The following is a 14979-nucleotide window of genomic DNA, read 5'->3' on the forward strand; positions in this document are numbered from 1 at the left end:
CCGGCACGCGACCTCAGCCCGGCGCCTGCTCCTCGAGCGCGATCGCCGCGCCGACCAGGGCCAGGTGGGAGAACGCCTGCGGGAAGTTCCCGGCCATCCGCTGCCGGACCGGGTCGTACTCCTCGGAGACCAGCCCGACGTCGTTGAGCACCCGGAGCAGCCGCCGCATCAGCGCGTGGGCCTCGTCGACGAGGCCGGCCCGGGCGTAGGCGTTGACCAGCCAGAACGAGCAGGCCAGGAACGGGTGCTCGTCGCCGGGCACTCCGTCGACGCCGCTGGTCGTCCGGTAGCGGTAGAGCAGCCCGTCGACCATGAGGTCCTCCTGGACGGCCGCGATCGTGCCGAGCATCCGCGGGTCGTCCCCGGCGATGAACCCGACCGCCGGGAGCACCAGCAGCGAGGCGTCCACGTCGGTGGTCTCGTAGTGCTGGGTGAACGTGTTGCGCTCGCTGTCGAAGCCCTTGACGAGCACCTCCTCGCGGACCTGGTCACGCAGCTCGCGCCACCGGTCCACCGGCCCCGCACAGCCGTGCTCCTCGACGGCCTTCACGGCGCGGTCGAAGGCCACCCACACCATCACCCGGGAGTGGGTGAAGTGCCGCGGCTCGCCCCGGATCTCCCACAGGCCGTGGTCGGGCTCGTCCCAGTGCTCGGCCAGGTGCTCGACCAGGGTGCGCTGGAGCGCCCACGAGTCCTCGGTCTCGGGCACGCGCTGGTCACGGGCCATCTCCAGCGCCATCATCACCTCGCCGAGCACGTCGGTCTGCCGCTGGTCCACCGCGCCGTTGCCGACCCGGACCGGCGTCGAGCCGGCGTACCCCGCGAGATGGCCCAGCTCCCGCTCCGGCAGGTCCCGGGAGCCGTCGACGGCGTACATGATCTGCAGGTCCCCGGGGTCGCCGGCCACCGCCCGCAGCAGCCAGTCGCGCCACAGCCGGGCCTCCAGCCGGTATCCGCAGGCCAGCAGCGCCTCGAGGGTGAGGGAGGCGTCGCGCAGCCAGCAGTAGCGGTAGTCCCAGTTGCGGACCCCGCCGAAGTCCTCGGGCAACGAGGTGGTGGGCGCGGCGACGATGCCGCCGGTGCCGGCGTGCGTCATCAGCCGCAGGGTGAGCAGCGAGCGCACCACCTCGTCGCGGTAGGGGCCGGCGTACGAGCAGTGCCCGGCCCACGCCTCCGAGACCGCGACCGTGTGCGCGATCCGCTCGTCGAAGGCGAGCAGGTCCGGGACCTCGTGGTGGGAGGGGATCCAGGTGGTCGCGAACGTGAGCTCGTCGCCGGCCCTGACCTCGAACTCGTCGGCGTGCCGGCCGTCCACCGGCACCGGCAGCCGGGGCCCGCGCAGGATGAGCTTGTCCGGGCCGGCGACCGCGGTGATCACGGGCGTCCCGTTGATCCGGTGCCTGCTCACCCAGGGCCGGATCTTCCCGTAGCCGAACCGCACCACCCACTCGTGGCGCATCCTCACCGTGCCCTCGACCCCCTCGATCCGGCGCACGATGTCGGCGCGCCCGTCGCCGACGGGCATCACGTCGACGACGCGCACCACCCCGGTGGGCGTGGTGTACGTCGACTCCAGGACGGCGCTGTTCCCGACGTACCGCCGCGCGGAGGTGTGCTCACCGGCCGGCCCGATCAGCCACCGGCCGTTCCGCGGGTCGCCCAGGAGGGCGGCGAAGCAGGCGTGGGAGTCGAAGCGCGGAAGGCAGAGCCAGTCCACGGACCCGTCGCGGCCGACCAGCGCCGCGGTCGCGGTGTCGCCGATCACCGCGTAGTCCTCGATCGGGAGCGCCATGTCTGAACGCTAGCGACCCGGGCCACACCGGGGGCGTTTCGGCGCGCGCCGGCGTGGTTACATGACGCCCATGGCCCCGGCTCACGACACCGACCCGATGACCCTTGCCGCCACGCTCCAGGCGGAGCTCCTGCGCCGCGGCGCGATGCTCGCGACCGCCGAGTCGCTGACCGGGGGGCGGCTCGGCGACGTGCTCAGCGCCGCGCCCGGGTCCAGTGACACCTACCTCGGCGGCGTGGTCAGCTATGCCACCGAGGTCAAGCAGAAGGTCCTCGGGGTGTCCCCCGAGACCGTGGAACGGCACGGCGTGGTCTCGGCGGAGTGCGCGGCCGAGATGGCCCGTGGCGTCCGGGACCTGATCGGGGCGGAGTTCGCGGTCAGTACGACGGGCGTGGCCGGACCCACCCGGCAGGAGGACAAGCCGGTCGGCCTGGTGTTCCTGGCAGTGGCCGGACCCGACGGCGTGCGGACCGAGCGTCTCGACCTCGACGGCGAGCGTGCCGAGATCCGGGAGCAGACCGTGTCCTCCGCCCTGGCGCTGGTCCTCGAGGCGGTGTCCGCGACCCCGGTCGGTTCCCGGGGCTAGGGTGACGGATCGGCGGTTGCCGGACGAGAAGTTTCCGTCGGGCGGTAGCGTTGAGGTAGATCACGGGTCTCGCCGGTGGTGAGCCCGACGGTGCAGGAGCCGCTCCGGCGGCACAGGGAAGGGAGCGGCGACATGGTGCTCTTTCGTCGGCTGCTCGGCGACGTCCTCCGGACCAAGCGCATGCGGCAGGGTCGCACCCTGCGTGAGGTGTCGGCCGAGGCTCGGGTGAGCCTGGGCTACATCTCCGAGATCGAGCGCGGCCAGAAGGAGGCCTCCTCCGAGCTGCTCGCGTCGATCTGCGCCGCCCTCGACGTACCCCTGTCCGAGATCCTGGCCGAGGTCAGCGACGCCGTGGCGCTCGAGGAGGCCGCGATGGCGGTCGCCGTCGACGAGGCCACCGCTCCTGCGAAGGGCCTCACCACGACCGCGCTGCCGCCGGGCGCCGCGTCCGGTGGTGCTCGCTCGGGCGACGTGGTCGCCTCCGCCGCCTGACCCGAGCCCCGGCCCAGCTCCGCCGGCTTCGCGGCGGTGTTGCGGGTACGCGTCAGTCAGGACGGGAGCCTGGGGCGGGCTGGCAGCGCGGGCACCAGTACGACGCCCGCTCCTGGGTGTCCGGGCCGAGCATCGCCACCCGGATCGGCGTGCCGCAGCGGCGGCAGGGCTGCTTGTCGCGGCGGTAGACCCACAGCTGCCGCCCGCGCCGGGTGTCGCCCGTGGTGGTCTGCTGCACCCGGTTCTTGTTCGCCTCGAGCACCCGCCTGGCCTGCCGCACCAGCGCGGGCAGGTCGGGCACGTCGCGCACCGGGAGCCTCGGGTCGAGACCGAGCAGGAAGCAGAGCTCGGCCATGTACATGTTGCCGACCCCCGCGAGGTTGCGCTGGTCGAGCAGCGCCTCGCCCACGGAGCGCGCAGGGTCGGAGGAGAGCCGGCGCACCGCCTCGGCGGCGTCCCAGTCGGGGCCGAGCAGATCGGGCCCGAGGTGGCCGACCACGTCGGCCTCGGCGGAGCGGTCGACCACCTCGACCACCCCCAGCGAGAACCCGACGGCGGTCCAGGTCTCGGTGCGCAGCACCACCCGGGCCTGGTGCGCGGGCCGCCGCCACGCCGTGCCCTCGCGGTAGAGGTGCCAGGAGCCCTCCATCTTCAGGTGCGTGTGCAGGGTGACGTCGTCGCCGATCCGGGTCAGCAGGTGCTTGCCACGGGACACCGTCTCCACGACCGGCCGCCCGGCGAGGTCGAGCGTGGCGAACGCCGGCACCCGGAAGTCGTTGGAGACCAGCACGGACCCCGACAGGGCCTGGTCGAGGTGGTGCGCGGTGCGCCAGACGGTGTCGCCCTCAGGCACGGATCCGCAGCCCCTTCGGCGTCGCGACGAACCCGGCGCCCTGGAGCGCCTGCCGCAGTGGGCTGGAGCGGTCGCCCCGGCCGAGGATGCTCTCCCCGTCGGCCCGCTCCACGGTCAGCCGTCCCAGTGCCCCCTGCCGTACCGCGGCGGCGAGCGCCTCGGTGGCGGGGGAGAGCACCTCGAGGTCGTCGTCGAAGGTCAGCAGGGTCCGGCCGCCGCGCTCCACGTAGAGCGTCAGCTCCCCGTCCACGAGCACCACCATCGCGCCCGCCTTGCGGCCCGGGCGGTGCCGGGTGCTGCGACCCGTGGCGGCCTCACCCGCCGCCTCGGCCTCCCCGGCGGCGTCGGTCGCGCCCCGCTCCGGCCAGGGCAGCGCGGCGCCGTACGGGTTGGCCGGGTCGGTGGCGGCCAGCGCGACCGCGGTCCGCTTCTCGCCGGGCGGCGTGCCCACGTCGGGGGAGAACGAGCGCAGCCGGTCGACCGCGCCGGGGACGCCGAACTGCGCGGCGCCGAGGGAGGCCACGAAGTACCCGCGCCGGCAGCGGCCGGAGTCCTCGAAGGCGGAGAGCACCTTGTAGACGCCCGCGAAGCCCCCCGGGACGCGCTCGCTCGTGACGGCGCCGCGGGTGACCACCCCGTGCCGCTCGAGCAGCGCCTCGGCGCTGGCGTGGGCACGCCGGGTGACGTCCTCCTCGAGCTCGGGCAGCAGCGACCAGCGGCCGGCCGCGCTGGGCGGTCCGGTGCGGCTCGGGCCGCGCCCGGGACCGGCGGGCCGGCCGGGGCGGGAGGACATCCGCGCCCGGGGAGGGGTACGCCGGGAGCGGTGCGCCGTACGCCCGCCGCCGGTGAGCGCGCGCAGCGGCGCCAGCGTGTCGTTCGAGACGCGGCCGGCCCACACCAGGTCCCACAGTGCGGCGAGCATGGTCTGGTCGTCGGTGAGGCCCGCCGATGCCTGAACCACGTCGGAGAGCTGGCGGAAGAAGTAGGCGCCTCCCCCGGCCAGCGCGCCGAGGACCGCGTCGTGCAGCGGGGTCGACTCGAGCTCGCCGTGGTCGGGCAGGGTCAGGTGTGCGGAGTCGGCGAGGTGCAGCGACACCCAGCCGTCGGTGCCGGGCAGGGTGCCGTGGCCGGCCCACAGCACCTCGCCGGTGGCGGTCAGCTCGTCGAGCATGGACGGCGAGTAGTCCACCACCCGGCTGCTCAGCACCAGCGGCTCGAGGCCGGACGCGGGCACGGCGCAGCCGGCGAGCTGGTCCACGACGCTGAGCACGCCGTCGATGCCGCGCAGACCCCGGCCGCTGGCCGTGCTGACGTTCTGCCACACCGGCAGGAAGCGGCCGAGCGTGGCCGGCTCGACCGGCTCGACCTCCTTGCGCAGCGCGGCCAGGGAGCGCCTGCGGAGGCGGCGCAGCACCTCGGCGTCGCACCACTCCGCGCCGCTGCCTGTCGGGCGGAACTCGCCCTCCAGCACCCGGCCGTGACCGGCAAGGCGGACCAGCGTCTGGTGCGCGACCGCGACCCCGAGCCCGAGCCGCTGCGCGACGTCGGCGGAGGTGAACGGGCCGTGGGTGCGCGCGAACCGCGACACCAGGTCGGCGAGCGGGTCGGCCACCGGCTCGGTGAACGTCTCGGGGGTGCCGGGCGGCACCGGGACGCCGAGGCCGTCACGGAGCCGGCCGACGTCCTCGATCGCGGCCCAGCGTTCCTCCCCGGCCTGGCGCACCGCGACCGCGCGCCGGGACTCCCGGAGCAGGTCCAGCCAGCCTGCGGCCTCGGACCTCGACTCCCCGACGGTGCGCTCGGCGACCTCGTCGGTGGTCAGCGGCCCCAACAGGCGCAGCAGGTCGGCCACGCCCTCGGCGTCGCGGGCCTGCCGGTCCGGGGTGAGCCGCTGCAGCTCCAGCTCGAGCTCTGCGAGCACGGTCTCGTCGAGCAGCTCCCGCAGCTCGGCGCGGCCGAGGAGCTCGGCGAGCAGGCCCTGGTCGAGCGAGAGCGCTGCGGCGCGACGCTCGGCGAGGGGGGAGTCGCCCTCGTACATGAACGCGGCGACGTAGCCGAACAGCAGCGACCGGGCGAACGGCGACGGTGACTGCGTGGAGACGTCGACGAGCCGGATCCGGCGCGAGGAGATCTCCTTCATGAGCCCGACCAGCGCCGGGACGTCGTACACGTCCTGGACGCACTCGCGCACCGCCTCCAGCACGATCGGGAAGGACGGGTACTTCACCGCGACCTCGAGCAGCTGGGCGGACTTCTGCCGCTGCTGCCACAACGGGGAGCGGCGTCCGGGGTCGCGGCGGGGCAGCAGCAGCGCCCGCGCCGCGCACTCGCGGAACCGGGAGGCGAACAGCGCCGAGCCGCCGACCTCGGTGGTGACCACGTCCTCGATCTCGTCGGGCTCGAAGACCACGACCTCGGCGCCCGGCGGCTCCTGGTCGGTCTCGGGCACCCGCAGCACGATGCCGTCGTCGCCGGGGAGGGCCTGCGCGTCGATGCCGTACCGCTCGCGCAGGCGGGTGCCGATCGCGAGCGCCCACGGCGCGTGCACCTGGGCGCCGTACGGCGAGTGGATCACGATCCGCCAGTCGCCGAGCTCGTCGCGGAACTTCTCGACCAGGATCGTCTTGTCGCTGGGCAGGGTGGTGGTCGCCTCGCGCTGCTCGTCGAGGAACGCCACGAGGTTGTCCGCGGCCCACGGGTCGAGGCCGGCGTCGCGACAGCGCTGCACCGCCTCGTCGTGCCCGAGCGCGGTCAGCTCCCGAGTGAACGCCCCGATCGCGCGCCCGAGCTCCGCGGGGCGGCCGAGCTGGTCGCCCTTCCAGAACGGCAGCCGGCCCGGCTGTCCCGGGGCAGGGGAGACCAGCACCCGGTCGTGGGTGATGTCCTCGATCCGCCAGCTGGTGGCACCGAGCGCGAACACGTCGCCGACCCGGGACTCGTAGACCATCTCCTCGTCGAGCTCACCGACGCGGCTGGCCTTCTCGCCGACCAGGAACACCCCGAACAGGCCGCGGTCCGGGATCGTGCCCCCGGAGGTCACCGCCAGCCGCTGCGCCCCGGGCCGGGCCGTGAGCGCGCCGGTGACGCGGTCCCACACGATCCGTGGGCGGAGCTCGGCGAACTCGTCGCTGGGGTAGCGCCCCGAGAGCAGGTCGAGGGTGGCGTCGAACGCCGACCGCGGCAGACCCGTGAACGACGCCGCCCGGCGGACCAGGTCGAAGAGGTCGTCGGCGTCCCACGCGTCGGTGGCGGTGGCCGCGACCACCTGCTGGGCGAGCACGTCGAGCGGGTTCGCCGGAACCCGCAGCGACTCGATGTGCCCGGTGCGCATCCGCTCCACGGCCACCGCGGTGTGCACGAGGTCGCTGCGGTGCTTGGGGAACAGCACGCCGCGGGACACCTCGCCGACCTGGTGGCCCGCGCGGCCGACGCGCTGCAGGGCGGAGGCGACGCTGGGCGGGGACTCGATCTGGACCACCAGGTCGACCGCGCCCATGTCGATGCCGAGCTCGAGGCTGCTCGTGGCCACCACGCACGGCAGCACGCCGCGCTTGAGGTCGTCCTCGATCAGCGCCCGCTGGTCCTTGGAGACCGAGCCGTGGTGGGCGCGGGCGATCACGGGCGAGGCGCCGTACGACTGGCCGCTCTGCGCCATCAGCTGGGCGGGCGGCCCCGGCTGGGTGGGGGTCGGGGTCTGCGACAGCGGCGACCCGTCCCGGCCCCGGTCGTCGAGCCCGGCCACGGCTTCGGCACGCTCGGCGGCGATCTCGTTGAACCGGGCGGTGAGGCGCTCGGCGAGGCGGCGGGAGTTCGCGAAGACGATGGTGGACCGGTGCTGCTCGATCAGGTCGACCACGCGCTCCTCGACGTGCGGCCAGATCGAGGCTCTGCGCTCGGCGGAGCCGGCCGCGGACCCCTCGGGGACCTCCGAGTCGGCCTGCGCGGCCAGGGCCAGCTCGGTCATGTCCTCGACCGGGACGACCACCTGGAGGTCCCACTCCTTGGTGGACCCGGGGGCCACCACCTCGACCGGCTGGGAGCCGCCGAGGAAGCGGGCCACCTCCTCGACGGGGCGCACGGTCGCGGAGAGGCCGATCCGCTGGGCGGGCTGGTCGAGGAGCGCGTCGAGCCGCTCGAGACTGAGCGCGAGGTGGGCGCCGCGCTTGGTGCCGGCCACGGCGTGCACCTCGTCGAGGATCACCGTCTCCACCCCGCGCAGCGCCTCCCGGGCCTGCGAGGTGAGCATCAGGAACAGCGACTCGGGGGTGGTGATCAGGATGTCCGGCGGCGAGGTCGCCAACCGTCGGCGCTCGGCCGCCGGGGTGTCGCCCGACCGCACCCCGACGGTGAGGTCGGGGACGGGGCTGCCGAGCCGCTCGGCGGTGTGCCGGATGCCGGTCAGCGGTGCTCGGAGGTTGCGCTCGACGTCGACCGCGAGCGCCTTGAGCGGGGAGACGTAGAGGACCCGGCAGCGGTGCAGCCGCTCCTCGGGGACCGGCTCGGCGGCGAGCCGGTCGAGCGACCAGAGGAACGCGGAGAGGGTCTTGCCGGAGCCGGTGGGGGCGACGACCAGCGCGTTGCGCCGCGCGGAGATCGCCTCCCACGCGCCGAGCTGGGCGGGGGTCGGCGCGGCGAAGGCGGCCTCGAACCAGGCGCGGGTGGGCTCGCTGAAGCTCGCGAGCACGCCGCCCTCGCCCGTCGTACCGTCTGCTCTGGTCACCGCTCCATCTTGTCTTACGGCACCGACAGTTCCACGCGCGAGCGGACACCGGCCGGGCCGGTCCGGAAAACCCGCTGAAACTGTCGGTGCCCGGACCTAGGGTGGTCTCCTGTGTCCCCCTCCCAGCCCGACACGGGCGTGAAGACCGGTCAGCACGCCGCCGAGGCACCTGCCTTGATGGTCCGTGCGCGTGAGCTCCGCAAGGCGTACGGCGACTTCGAGGCGGTGCGCGGCATCGACGTCGACGTCCGCCCGGGGGAGGCGTTCGGCTTCCTCGGGCCGAACGGCGCCGGCAAGTCCTCGACCATGCGGATGATCGCCGCGGTCTCCCCGCCGAGCGGCGGCGACCTGCGCGTCCTCGGCATGGACCCGGCGACACAGGGTCCCGAGATCCGCTCCCGGATCGGCGTCTGCCCGCAGGAGGACACGCTCGACAACGAGCTCAACGTCCGCGACAACCTGGTGGTCTACGGCCGCTACTTCGGCATCCCGCGCAAGGAGGTCGCCGAGCGGGCCGACGAGCTGCTCTCGTTCGTGCAGCTGGCCGACCGGGCGAAGGCGAAGGTCGAGGATCTCTCCGGCGGCATGAAGCGGCGGCTCACCATCGCCCGCTCCCTGGTCAACCGTCCCGACCTGCTCCTGCTCGACGAGCCGACCACCGGCCTCGACCCGCAGGCGCGGCACCTGCTCTGGGACCGGCTGTTCCGGCTCAAGCAGCAGGGCGTGACTCTGGTGCTGACCACGCACTACATGGACGAGGCCGAGCAGCTCTGCGACCGGCTCGTGGTGATGGACGCCGGCCGCATCGTCGCGGAGGGGTCGCCGCTGGAGCTGATCCGCGAGCACTCCACCCGCGAGGTCGCCGAGCTCCGGTTCGGGGTGGGCGAGCACGGCGCGCTCGCGGAGAAGGTCGCCGACCTCGCCGAGCGGGTGGAGGTGCTGCCCGACCGGCTGCTGCTCTACACCTCCGACGGCGAGGAGGCACTGGCCCGGGTGCACGAGCGCGGGCTCAGCCCGGTCGCGTTCCTGGTGCGCCGCTCCACGCTGGAGGACGTCTTCCTCCGGCTCACCGGGCGGACGCTGGTCGACTGATGAGCGACGTTGCAACCACCCCGCGCCGGATCGGCCGGCTCGACCTGGTCGGCCGCCAGCTCGACTACTGGGTCACCGTCTACAAGCGCACCTGGCGCGGCTCGGCGGTCAGCTCGTTCGTGATGCCGTTGCTCTACGTCACCGCGATGGGCGTGCTGCTCGGCGGGTTCATCGAGCAGGACCCGTCCACGCTGGAGGGCGCGACGACCTACCTCGCCTTCGTCGCCCCCGGGCTGGTCGCCGCGCACGCGATGCAGACCGCCACCGGCGAGACGATGTGGCCGGTGATGGCCATGATCAAGTGGAGCCGCACCTACTACGCGATGACCGCGACGCCACTGCGGCCGAGCGACATCGTCGCCGCGCAGCTGCTCTTCGTCACCTTCCGGGTCGCCACCGCCTGCGGGGTGTTCCTCCTCGTGCTGGCCGCCTTCGGGGTGTTCGCCTCGCCCGGCGGCCTGCTGCTCGCCTGGCTCGCGCAGATCCTCATCGGGCTGGCGTTCGCCACCGTGTTCTTCGCGTTCTCGGCGATCCTCAAGAACGAGTCCGGTTTCGCGATCGTCTACCGGCTGGTCGTGATCCCGCAGTTCCTGTTCTCCGGCGCCTTTTTCCCGATCGGCAACCTGCCCCCGACGCTGGAGTGGCTGGCGAGGCTGACCCCGTTGTGGCACGGCGTCGACCTGACCCGGATGCTCCTGCTCGGCACCGTCGACCTGCCGCTGGCCCTGGTGCACGTGGCGTACCTGGGTGCGCTGACCGTCCTCGGCTGGTGGTTCGCGGCGTCCCGGCTCACGAAGAGGCTGGCGCTCTGATGGCCCTGGTGAACCTCGCCCTCGCCGGCGAAGCCCGTACGTCGGCCCGCCCGAGCGGCCGCGCGTTGCTGGTGCGCAACTTCATCACCTACCGCTCGGCGTGGTGGATCTTCGCCACCGGCTTCTTCGAGCCCGTGTTCTACCTGTTCTCGATCGGCGTCGGCGTCGGCCAGCTGGTCGAGGGCTTCGAGCTCAACGGGCAGATGGTCACCTACGCCGCGTTCGTCGCGCCCGGCATGCTTGCCGCCTCCGCGATGAACGGCTCCATCCTCGACTCCACCTTCGGCATCTTCTTCAAGCTCCGCTACCAGAAGCTGTACGACGGGGTGCTCGCCACGCCCATGCGGCCGGTCAACATCGCGACCGGCGAGATGATGTGGTGCCTGCTCCGCTCCGGCGCCTACGCGCTCGGGTTCCTGCTGGTGATGGTCGCGATGGGGCTGGTCGACTCCTGGTGGGCGGTGCTGGCCTGGCCCGCGACCTGGCTGATCGGGTTCGCGTTCGCCGGGGCCGGGATGGCGCTGACCACGTGGATGAAGTCCTGGCAGGACTTCGAGTACGTCCAGCTCGCGATCATCCCGATGTTCCTGTTCTCCGCGACGTTCTTCCCGGTCACCGCGTTCGACGGGGCGCTGCGCTGGCTGGTCGAGGTCACCCCGCTGTACCGCGGCGTGGTGCTGTGCCGCGAGCTCACCACCGGGGCGCTCTCGTGGAGCTCCGCGGTGTCGGTGGTCTACCTCGCGGCGATGGGCTCGGTCGGGATGGTGCTGGTCTCGCGGCGGCTGCACCGGCTGCTGCTCTCCTGAGGCCGCCACACCCCGACGACGCCCCGGGCCTCCCCGACGACGCCCCCGGCCGCACCGGACCGCCGGAGGTCACGCGGAGCAAGTCAGGCAGCCGACCGGTCGTCGAGCCGCTCGGCCCAGCGCAGCCCCTGCTCGAAGGCCAGCGGGTACACCCCGCGCGCCCGTGCGCCGTCGAACAGGCCGAGCGGGTTGTGCCCCGCGAGCCTCGCGATCTCGCGGTTCGGCCGGATCATCGTGACCTGCCGGTCGGGGTGGCGGAGCCGCCAGTGCCCGAGCTCCCGCTCGAGCAGGTAGCCGGCGGTGCGACCCATCGGACCCAGCACGGCGCCCGCGATCGGGGCGACCACGATCACCTGGTCGGCGTCGGCGGAGGCGTCCACCGAGGTCGCGGACCACATGCCGCCGTCGACGTACAGCCGTCCGTCGATCCGGTGCGGCGGCAGGAGCCCCGGCACCGCGGACGACGCGGCGACGAGGTCGGCCAGCGGGTACACCCCGCCGTCGAGGATGTGGCGGCGCCGGGTGCGCACGCAGACCGCGGAGACCGCGACCAGCGGGTGCGTCGCCTCGCCGAACAGGCCGCGGGCGATCTCCACCAGCACGCCCGGTCGCAGGTTGGGCACGCTGGGCGTCCTCACGTCCAGGAAGTCCTCGTAGCTCAGCCCCAGCGCCATCGCCGAGGCGGTCCACGCGCCGGCGGAGGTGCCGAGCACGGGGGCGGACTCCACGGGGACGCCGGCCGCCGCCAGGCCGGCCGCGATCCCGGCGGTGTAGGCGATGCCGAACACGCCCCCGCCGCCGTACACCATCGCCAACGGGTGCTGGCCGGTCACGACCTCGGGACTGCCGTCGACGTCGACGGTGCCCGGGCCGCTGTGCTCGTGTGCCATCACCCCTCCCCTCCGCCAAGGCATCCCCACCCTGGCCGAGGCATCCCCAACCTCTACCTTCCTTGGTGACACCGCGCAGGGGCCGGGGGAAGGGCCGTTCGGCCCGAAGTCGGCCGCAGACGCCCCAGATCAGCTGGGCGGGACGGCGTGCACCGGCGGATTCAGCATCTTCTGGAACCAGGCGACGTCGATCCACTGGTCGAACTTGAAGCCGACCTCCCGCATCCGGCCGACCTCGACGAACCCGCACGCCTCGTGCAGCTTGATGCTGCCCGGGTTCGGCAGCGCCACCAGCGCCACCGCGGTGTGCACGCCGGAGGCGGCCATGGTGTCCAGCAGCGCGGGGTAGAGCATCGTGCCGACGCCCTTGCCGCGCACCGACGGGTCGAGGTAGATCGAGGTCTCCCGGGTCAGGCTGTACGCCGGGCGGGGCCGGTAGGACCACGAGTAGGCGTAGCCGACCACGTCGCCGTCCTCGTCGACCGCGACCAGCAGGTGGTCGCCGGGGTGGTCGCCCGCGAGCTTCTCGTGCCAGTACGACGGGTCGGGAGGCTCCAGATCGAAGGTGGCGATGCTGTTCGCGATCTCGTGCTCGTAGATCGCCGCGATGTCGGCGAGGTCCTCTTCGACGGCCGGTCGGATGACGAAAGGCGCGGGCATGGACGCCATTGTCTCAGGCACACTGAGGCCATGATCATCGAGCCGGACACCAAGGACTGGACCTGGGTGCTCGAGCGCCCCTGCCACGAGTGCGGTTTCGACGCCAACGGGTTCCCCGTCGAGCAGATCCCGGACCTGATCCGCGAGAACACCCACGGCTGGTCCGAGGCGCTGGCCGACGAGGACGTCGCGGTGCGGCCGGCGCCCACGGTGTGGTCGACGCTGGAGTACGCCTGCCACGTGCGCGACGTGCACCGCATCTTCGACTCCCGGCTGTGGCTGCTGCTCAGCGACGACGACCCGACCTTCGAGAACTGGGACCAGGACGCCACCGCGGTCGCCGACGACTACGGCTCCCAGGACCCCGCCACCGTCGAGATCGAGCTGATCGAGGCTGCCGGGCAGACCGCGGGCCGCTACGCCACCGTCCACGGCGAGCAGTGGCACCGCCGCGGCCGCCGGAGCAACGGGTCGGTCTTCACCGTGGAGACGCTTGGGCGCTACCACCTGCACGACGTCTCCCACCACCTGTACGACGTACGCTCGACCCCGTCGTGAGGATGAGCGTCATGAGTGCGCGGAGGCCGTGGGCGGTGGACGCCCCGGCCGATCGGACCCCGAGGGAGAGGTAGCTGTCGTGCGGCACACCGAGTTCTGGGCGCGCATGGAGTCCGCGCTGGGCCCGGCCTACGCCCCGGTCTGGTCGCGGGAGCACGTGATCGCCGGGCTCGGCGGCCGCACCGTCGTGCAGGCGCTGGACGCGGGGGAGAGCCCCAAGAACGTGTGGCGCGCCGTCTGGGAGACCCTGGGCCTCCCGCCGAGCGAGCGCTGAGTGGGCCCCTCGGAGGGGCCGCCGGGGAGCGGCGCGGGACGGCGGGTGGCCGGCTGGGTCGGCGACAGCGCCTCCGGCTTCGCCCGTGGGGTCGTGGGCGGCGTGCGCTGGCCGGACCACCGCATCGCCCAGGTGCAGCGCCGCACGATCTGGACCCTGGTCGTGACCCAGGCCCTCGGCGGCCTCGGGATCACCGTCGGCATCGCCGTCGCAGCGATCCTGGCCGAGGAGATCTCCGGCTCGGAGGAGCTCGCGGGCCTGGTGCAGACGATGCAGGTGCTCGGCGCGGCGCTCGCGTCGTTCCTGCTCGCCCACCTGATGGGGCGCCGCGGACGCCGTCCCGGGCTCTTCGTCGGGTACGTCCTCGGCGCCGCCGGTGGGACGCTGTGCGTGCTCGCCGGGGTGATCCGGTCGTTCCCGCTGCTGCTCGTGGGCGCCACCCTGCTCGGCTCGACCACGGCCGCGAACAACCAGTCGCGGTACGCCGCCACCGACCTCGCCGCGCCCGGCCGCCGTGCCCGGTCGCTGGCCGTCGTGGTCTGGGCCACCACCATCGGAGCGGTAGCCGGCCCGAACCTGACCGGGGTGGCCGGCCGGGCCGCGCGGGCGGTAGGACTGCCCGCGCTGACCGGGCCGTTCGTGTTCGGCGTGGTCGGGATGGTCGCCTCCGCGATCGTCATCGCGGTCTTCCTCCGGCCGGACCCGCTGCTCGTGGCCCGCGAGGCCGCGGTCGCCGCCCGAGGCGGGTACGTCGCCCCCACGTCGACGAAGTGGTCCCGGGTACGGGAGGTGGCGCGCACGCGCACCGGGGTGGCCGCCGGCGCGGCCGCGCTCGCGCTGGCGCACGCGGTGATGATCGCGGTGATGGTGATGACCCCGCTGCACATGCACCACGGGGGTGCCACCCTGGAGATCATCGGCGTGGTGATCAGCGCGCACGTGCTGGGCATGTTCGCGTTCGCGCCGGTCGTGGGCTGGGCGGCGGACCGGTTCGGCCGCCCGCCGGTGCTGACGGCCGGCGCCGGCGTCCTGTTCGCGTCCCTGCTGCTCTCCGGTACGGCGCCCGCCGGCGCGTCGTGGGGGATCGGGGCAGGGCTGTTCCTGCTCGGCCTCGGCTGGTCGTTCTGCACCGTCGCGGCCTCGACGCTGCTGTCGGAGTCCGCGCCGCTCGACGCGCGCACCGACGTGCAGGGCGCGGCGGACCTGGTGATGGGGCTGGTGGCGGCGGCCGCGGGTGCGCTGGCCGGCCTCGTGATGGGGGCGTTCGGCTACGCGGCCCTGAACGTGTTCGCGGCGCTGCTGGTCACCGGGGTGGCGACCGCGGCGGAGTTCGCCCGGCGGACCACCGGCGGGCCGCTGTCCGACGACGGTGAGCCGCTCGCGCTCTGACCCCGGAGGAAGTCTCCGGGGCCCCGCCGCGACACGCGGGGTGTCGGGGCTCGGG

General features: G+C 73.7%; 12 protein-coding genes and 1 pseudogene. 8 read left to right on the forward strand and 5 right to left on the reverse strand.

Features of this window, described 5'->3' with window-relative positions; genetic code table 11:
• Positions 1-13 precede the first annotated feature (13 nt).
• The gene (locus K1X13_RS13670; RefSeq protein WP_221025574.1) at positions 14-1792 is read right to left on the reverse strand and encodes a glycoside hydrolase family 15 protein; all 1779 of its coding nucleotides are present in this window, start codon (positions 1790-1792) and stop codon (positions 14-16) included.
• Between the two features lie 70 nt (positions 1793-1862).
• Between K1X13_RS13670 and K1X13_RS13675 the strand changes: the two genes are divergently transcribed.
• The gene (locus tag K1X13_RS13675; protein ID WP_221025575.1) at positions 1863-2378 is read left to right on the forward strand and encodes a CinA family protein; all 516 of its coding nucleotides are present in this window, start codon (positions 1863-1865) and stop codon (positions 2376-2378) included.
• Between the two features lie 132 nt (positions 2379-2510).
• Positions 2511-2744: pseudogene (locus K1X13_RS13680) on the forward strand (helix-turn-helix domain-containing protein); the annotation flags it as partial.
• Positions 2745-2922: 178 nt separating this feature from the next.
• Here the strand turns inward: K1X13_RS13680 and K1X13_RS13685 are convergent.
• Positions 2923-3723, reverse strand: coding sequence for a DNA-formamidopyrimidine glycosylase family protein (locus K1X13_RS13685; protein WP_221025577.1), 801 nt, complete (start codon positions 3721-3723; stop codon positions 2923-2925).
• The gene (locus K1X13_RS13690) at positions 3716-8443 is read right to left on the reverse strand and encodes an ATP-dependent helicase (RefSeq protein WP_308249554.1); all 4728 of its coding nucleotides are present in this window, start codon (positions 8441-8443) and stop codon (positions 3716-3718) included. Before K1X13_RS13690 ends, K1X13_RS13685 begins: the two co-directional genes overlap by 8 nt.
• Before the next feature lie 111 nt (positions 8444-8554).
• Between K1X13_RS13690 and K1X13_RS13695 the strand changes: the two genes are divergently transcribed.
• Genes K1X13_RS13695 through K1X13_RS13705 form a run of 3 tightly spaced genes read left to right on the forward strand, consistent with a single transcriptional unit; the run spans position 8555 to position 11153 of the window.
• Entirely contained in the window at positions 8555-9535 is a 981-nt protein-coding gene (locus K1X13_RS13695) for an ABC transporter ATP-binding protein (protein ID WP_443678920.1), read from the forward strand.
• A complete protein-coding gene (locus K1X13_RS13700; protein ID WP_221025578.1) occupies positions 9535-10347 on the forward strand; it encodes an ABC transporter permease in 813 nt (270 codons plus the stop codon). Before K1X13_RS13695 ends, K1X13_RS13700 begins: the two co-directional genes overlap by 1 nt.
• Positions 10347-11153, forward strand: a complete 807-nt coding sequence (locus K1X13_RS13705) for an ABC transporter permease (RefSeq protein WP_221025579.1) — start codon at positions 10347-10349, stop codon at positions 11151-11153. The genes K1X13_RS13700 and K1X13_RS13705 overlap by 1 nt, the downstream gene beginning before the upstream one ends.
• Before the next feature lie 83 nt (positions 11154-11236).
• On the opposite strand, the gene K1X13_RS13710 is transcribed toward K1X13_RS13705, so the two are convergent.
• Together K1X13_RS13710 and K1X13_RS13715 are read right to left on the reverse strand one after the other, a co-directional pair.
• On the reverse strand, positions 11237-12043 hold the full coding sequence (locus K1X13_RS13710) for a patatin-like phospholipase family protein (protein WP_221025580.1): 807 nt from the start codon (positions 12041-12043) through the stop codon (positions 11237-11239).
• A gap of 129 nt (positions 12044-12172) precedes the next feature.
• Positions 12173-12703 carry a GNAT family N-acetyltransferase gene (locus K1X13_RS13715; protein WP_221025581.1) on the reverse strand — a complete coding sequence of 177 codons (531 nt, stop codon included), beginning with the start codon at positions 12701-12703 and terminating at the stop codon, positions 12173-12175.
• Positions 12704-12733: 30 nt separating this feature from the next.
• On the opposite strand from K1X13_RS13715, the gene K1X13_RS13720 reads away from it, so the two are divergent.
• The 3 genes from K1X13_RS13720 to K1X13_RS13730 all read left to right on the forward strand — a co-directional run bounded on the left by K1X13_RS13720 (position 12734) and on the right by K1X13_RS13730 (position 14924).
• Positions 12734-13261, forward strand: a complete 528-nt coding sequence (locus K1X13_RS13720; RefSeq protein WP_221025582.1) for a DinB family protein — start codon at positions 12734-12736, stop codon at positions 13259-13261.
• A 79-nt stretch (positions 13262-13340) separates the two neighbouring features.
• On the forward strand, positions 13341-13535 hold the full coding sequence (locus K1X13_RS13725) for a DUF3046 domain-containing protein (RefSeq protein WP_221025583.1): 195 nt from the start codon (positions 13341-13343) through the stop codon (positions 13533-13535).
• Positions 13536-14924 carry an MFS transporter gene (locus tag K1X13_RS13730; protein WP_308249555.1) on the forward strand — a complete coding sequence of 463 codons (1389 nt, stop codon included), beginning with the start codon at positions 13536-13538 and terminating at the stop codon, positions 14922-14924.
• The last annotated feature ends 55 nt before the right edge of the window (positions 14925-14979 follow it).

The sequence above is a fragment of the Nocardioides jiangsuensis genome, assembly GCF_019679455.1.
GTDB lineage: Bacteria > Actinomycetota > Actinomycetes > Propionibacteriales > Nocardioidaceae > Nocardioides_C > Nocardioides_C jiangsuensis.

What these genes read in the sequence shown, in the direction of transcription:
- K1X13_RS13670 (WP_221025574.1), bottom strand. Translation starts at nt 1,792, where the DNA reads ATGGCGCTCCCGATCGAGGACTACGCGGTGATCGGCGACACCGCGACC.
- K1X13_RS13675 (WP_221025575.1), top strand. Translation starts at nt 1,863, where the DNA reads ATGGCCCCGGCTCACGACACCGACCCGATGACCCTTGCCGCCACGCTC.
- K1X13_RS13700 (WP_221025578.1), top strand. Translation starts at nt 9,535, where the DNA reads ATGAGCGACGTTGCAACCACCCCGCGCCGGATCGGCCGGCTCGACCTG.
- K1X13_RS13705 (WP_221025579.1), top strand. Translation starts at nt 10,347, where the DNA reads ATGGCCCTGGTGAACCTCGCCCTCGCCGGCGAAGCCCGTACGTCGGCC.
- K1X13_RS13710 (WP_221025580.1), bottom strand. Translation starts at nt 12,043, where the DNA reads ATGGCACACGAGCACAGCGGCCCGGGCACCGTCGACGTCGACGGCAGT.
- K1X13_RS13715 (WP_221025581.1), bottom strand. Translation starts at nt 12,703, where the DNA reads ATGCCCGCGCCTTTCGTCATCCGACCGGCCGTCGAAGAGGACCTCGCC.
- K1X13_RS13720 (WP_221025582.1), top strand. Translation starts at nt 12,734, where the DNA reads ATGATCATCGAGCCGGACACCAAGGACTGGACCTGGGTGCTCGAGCGC.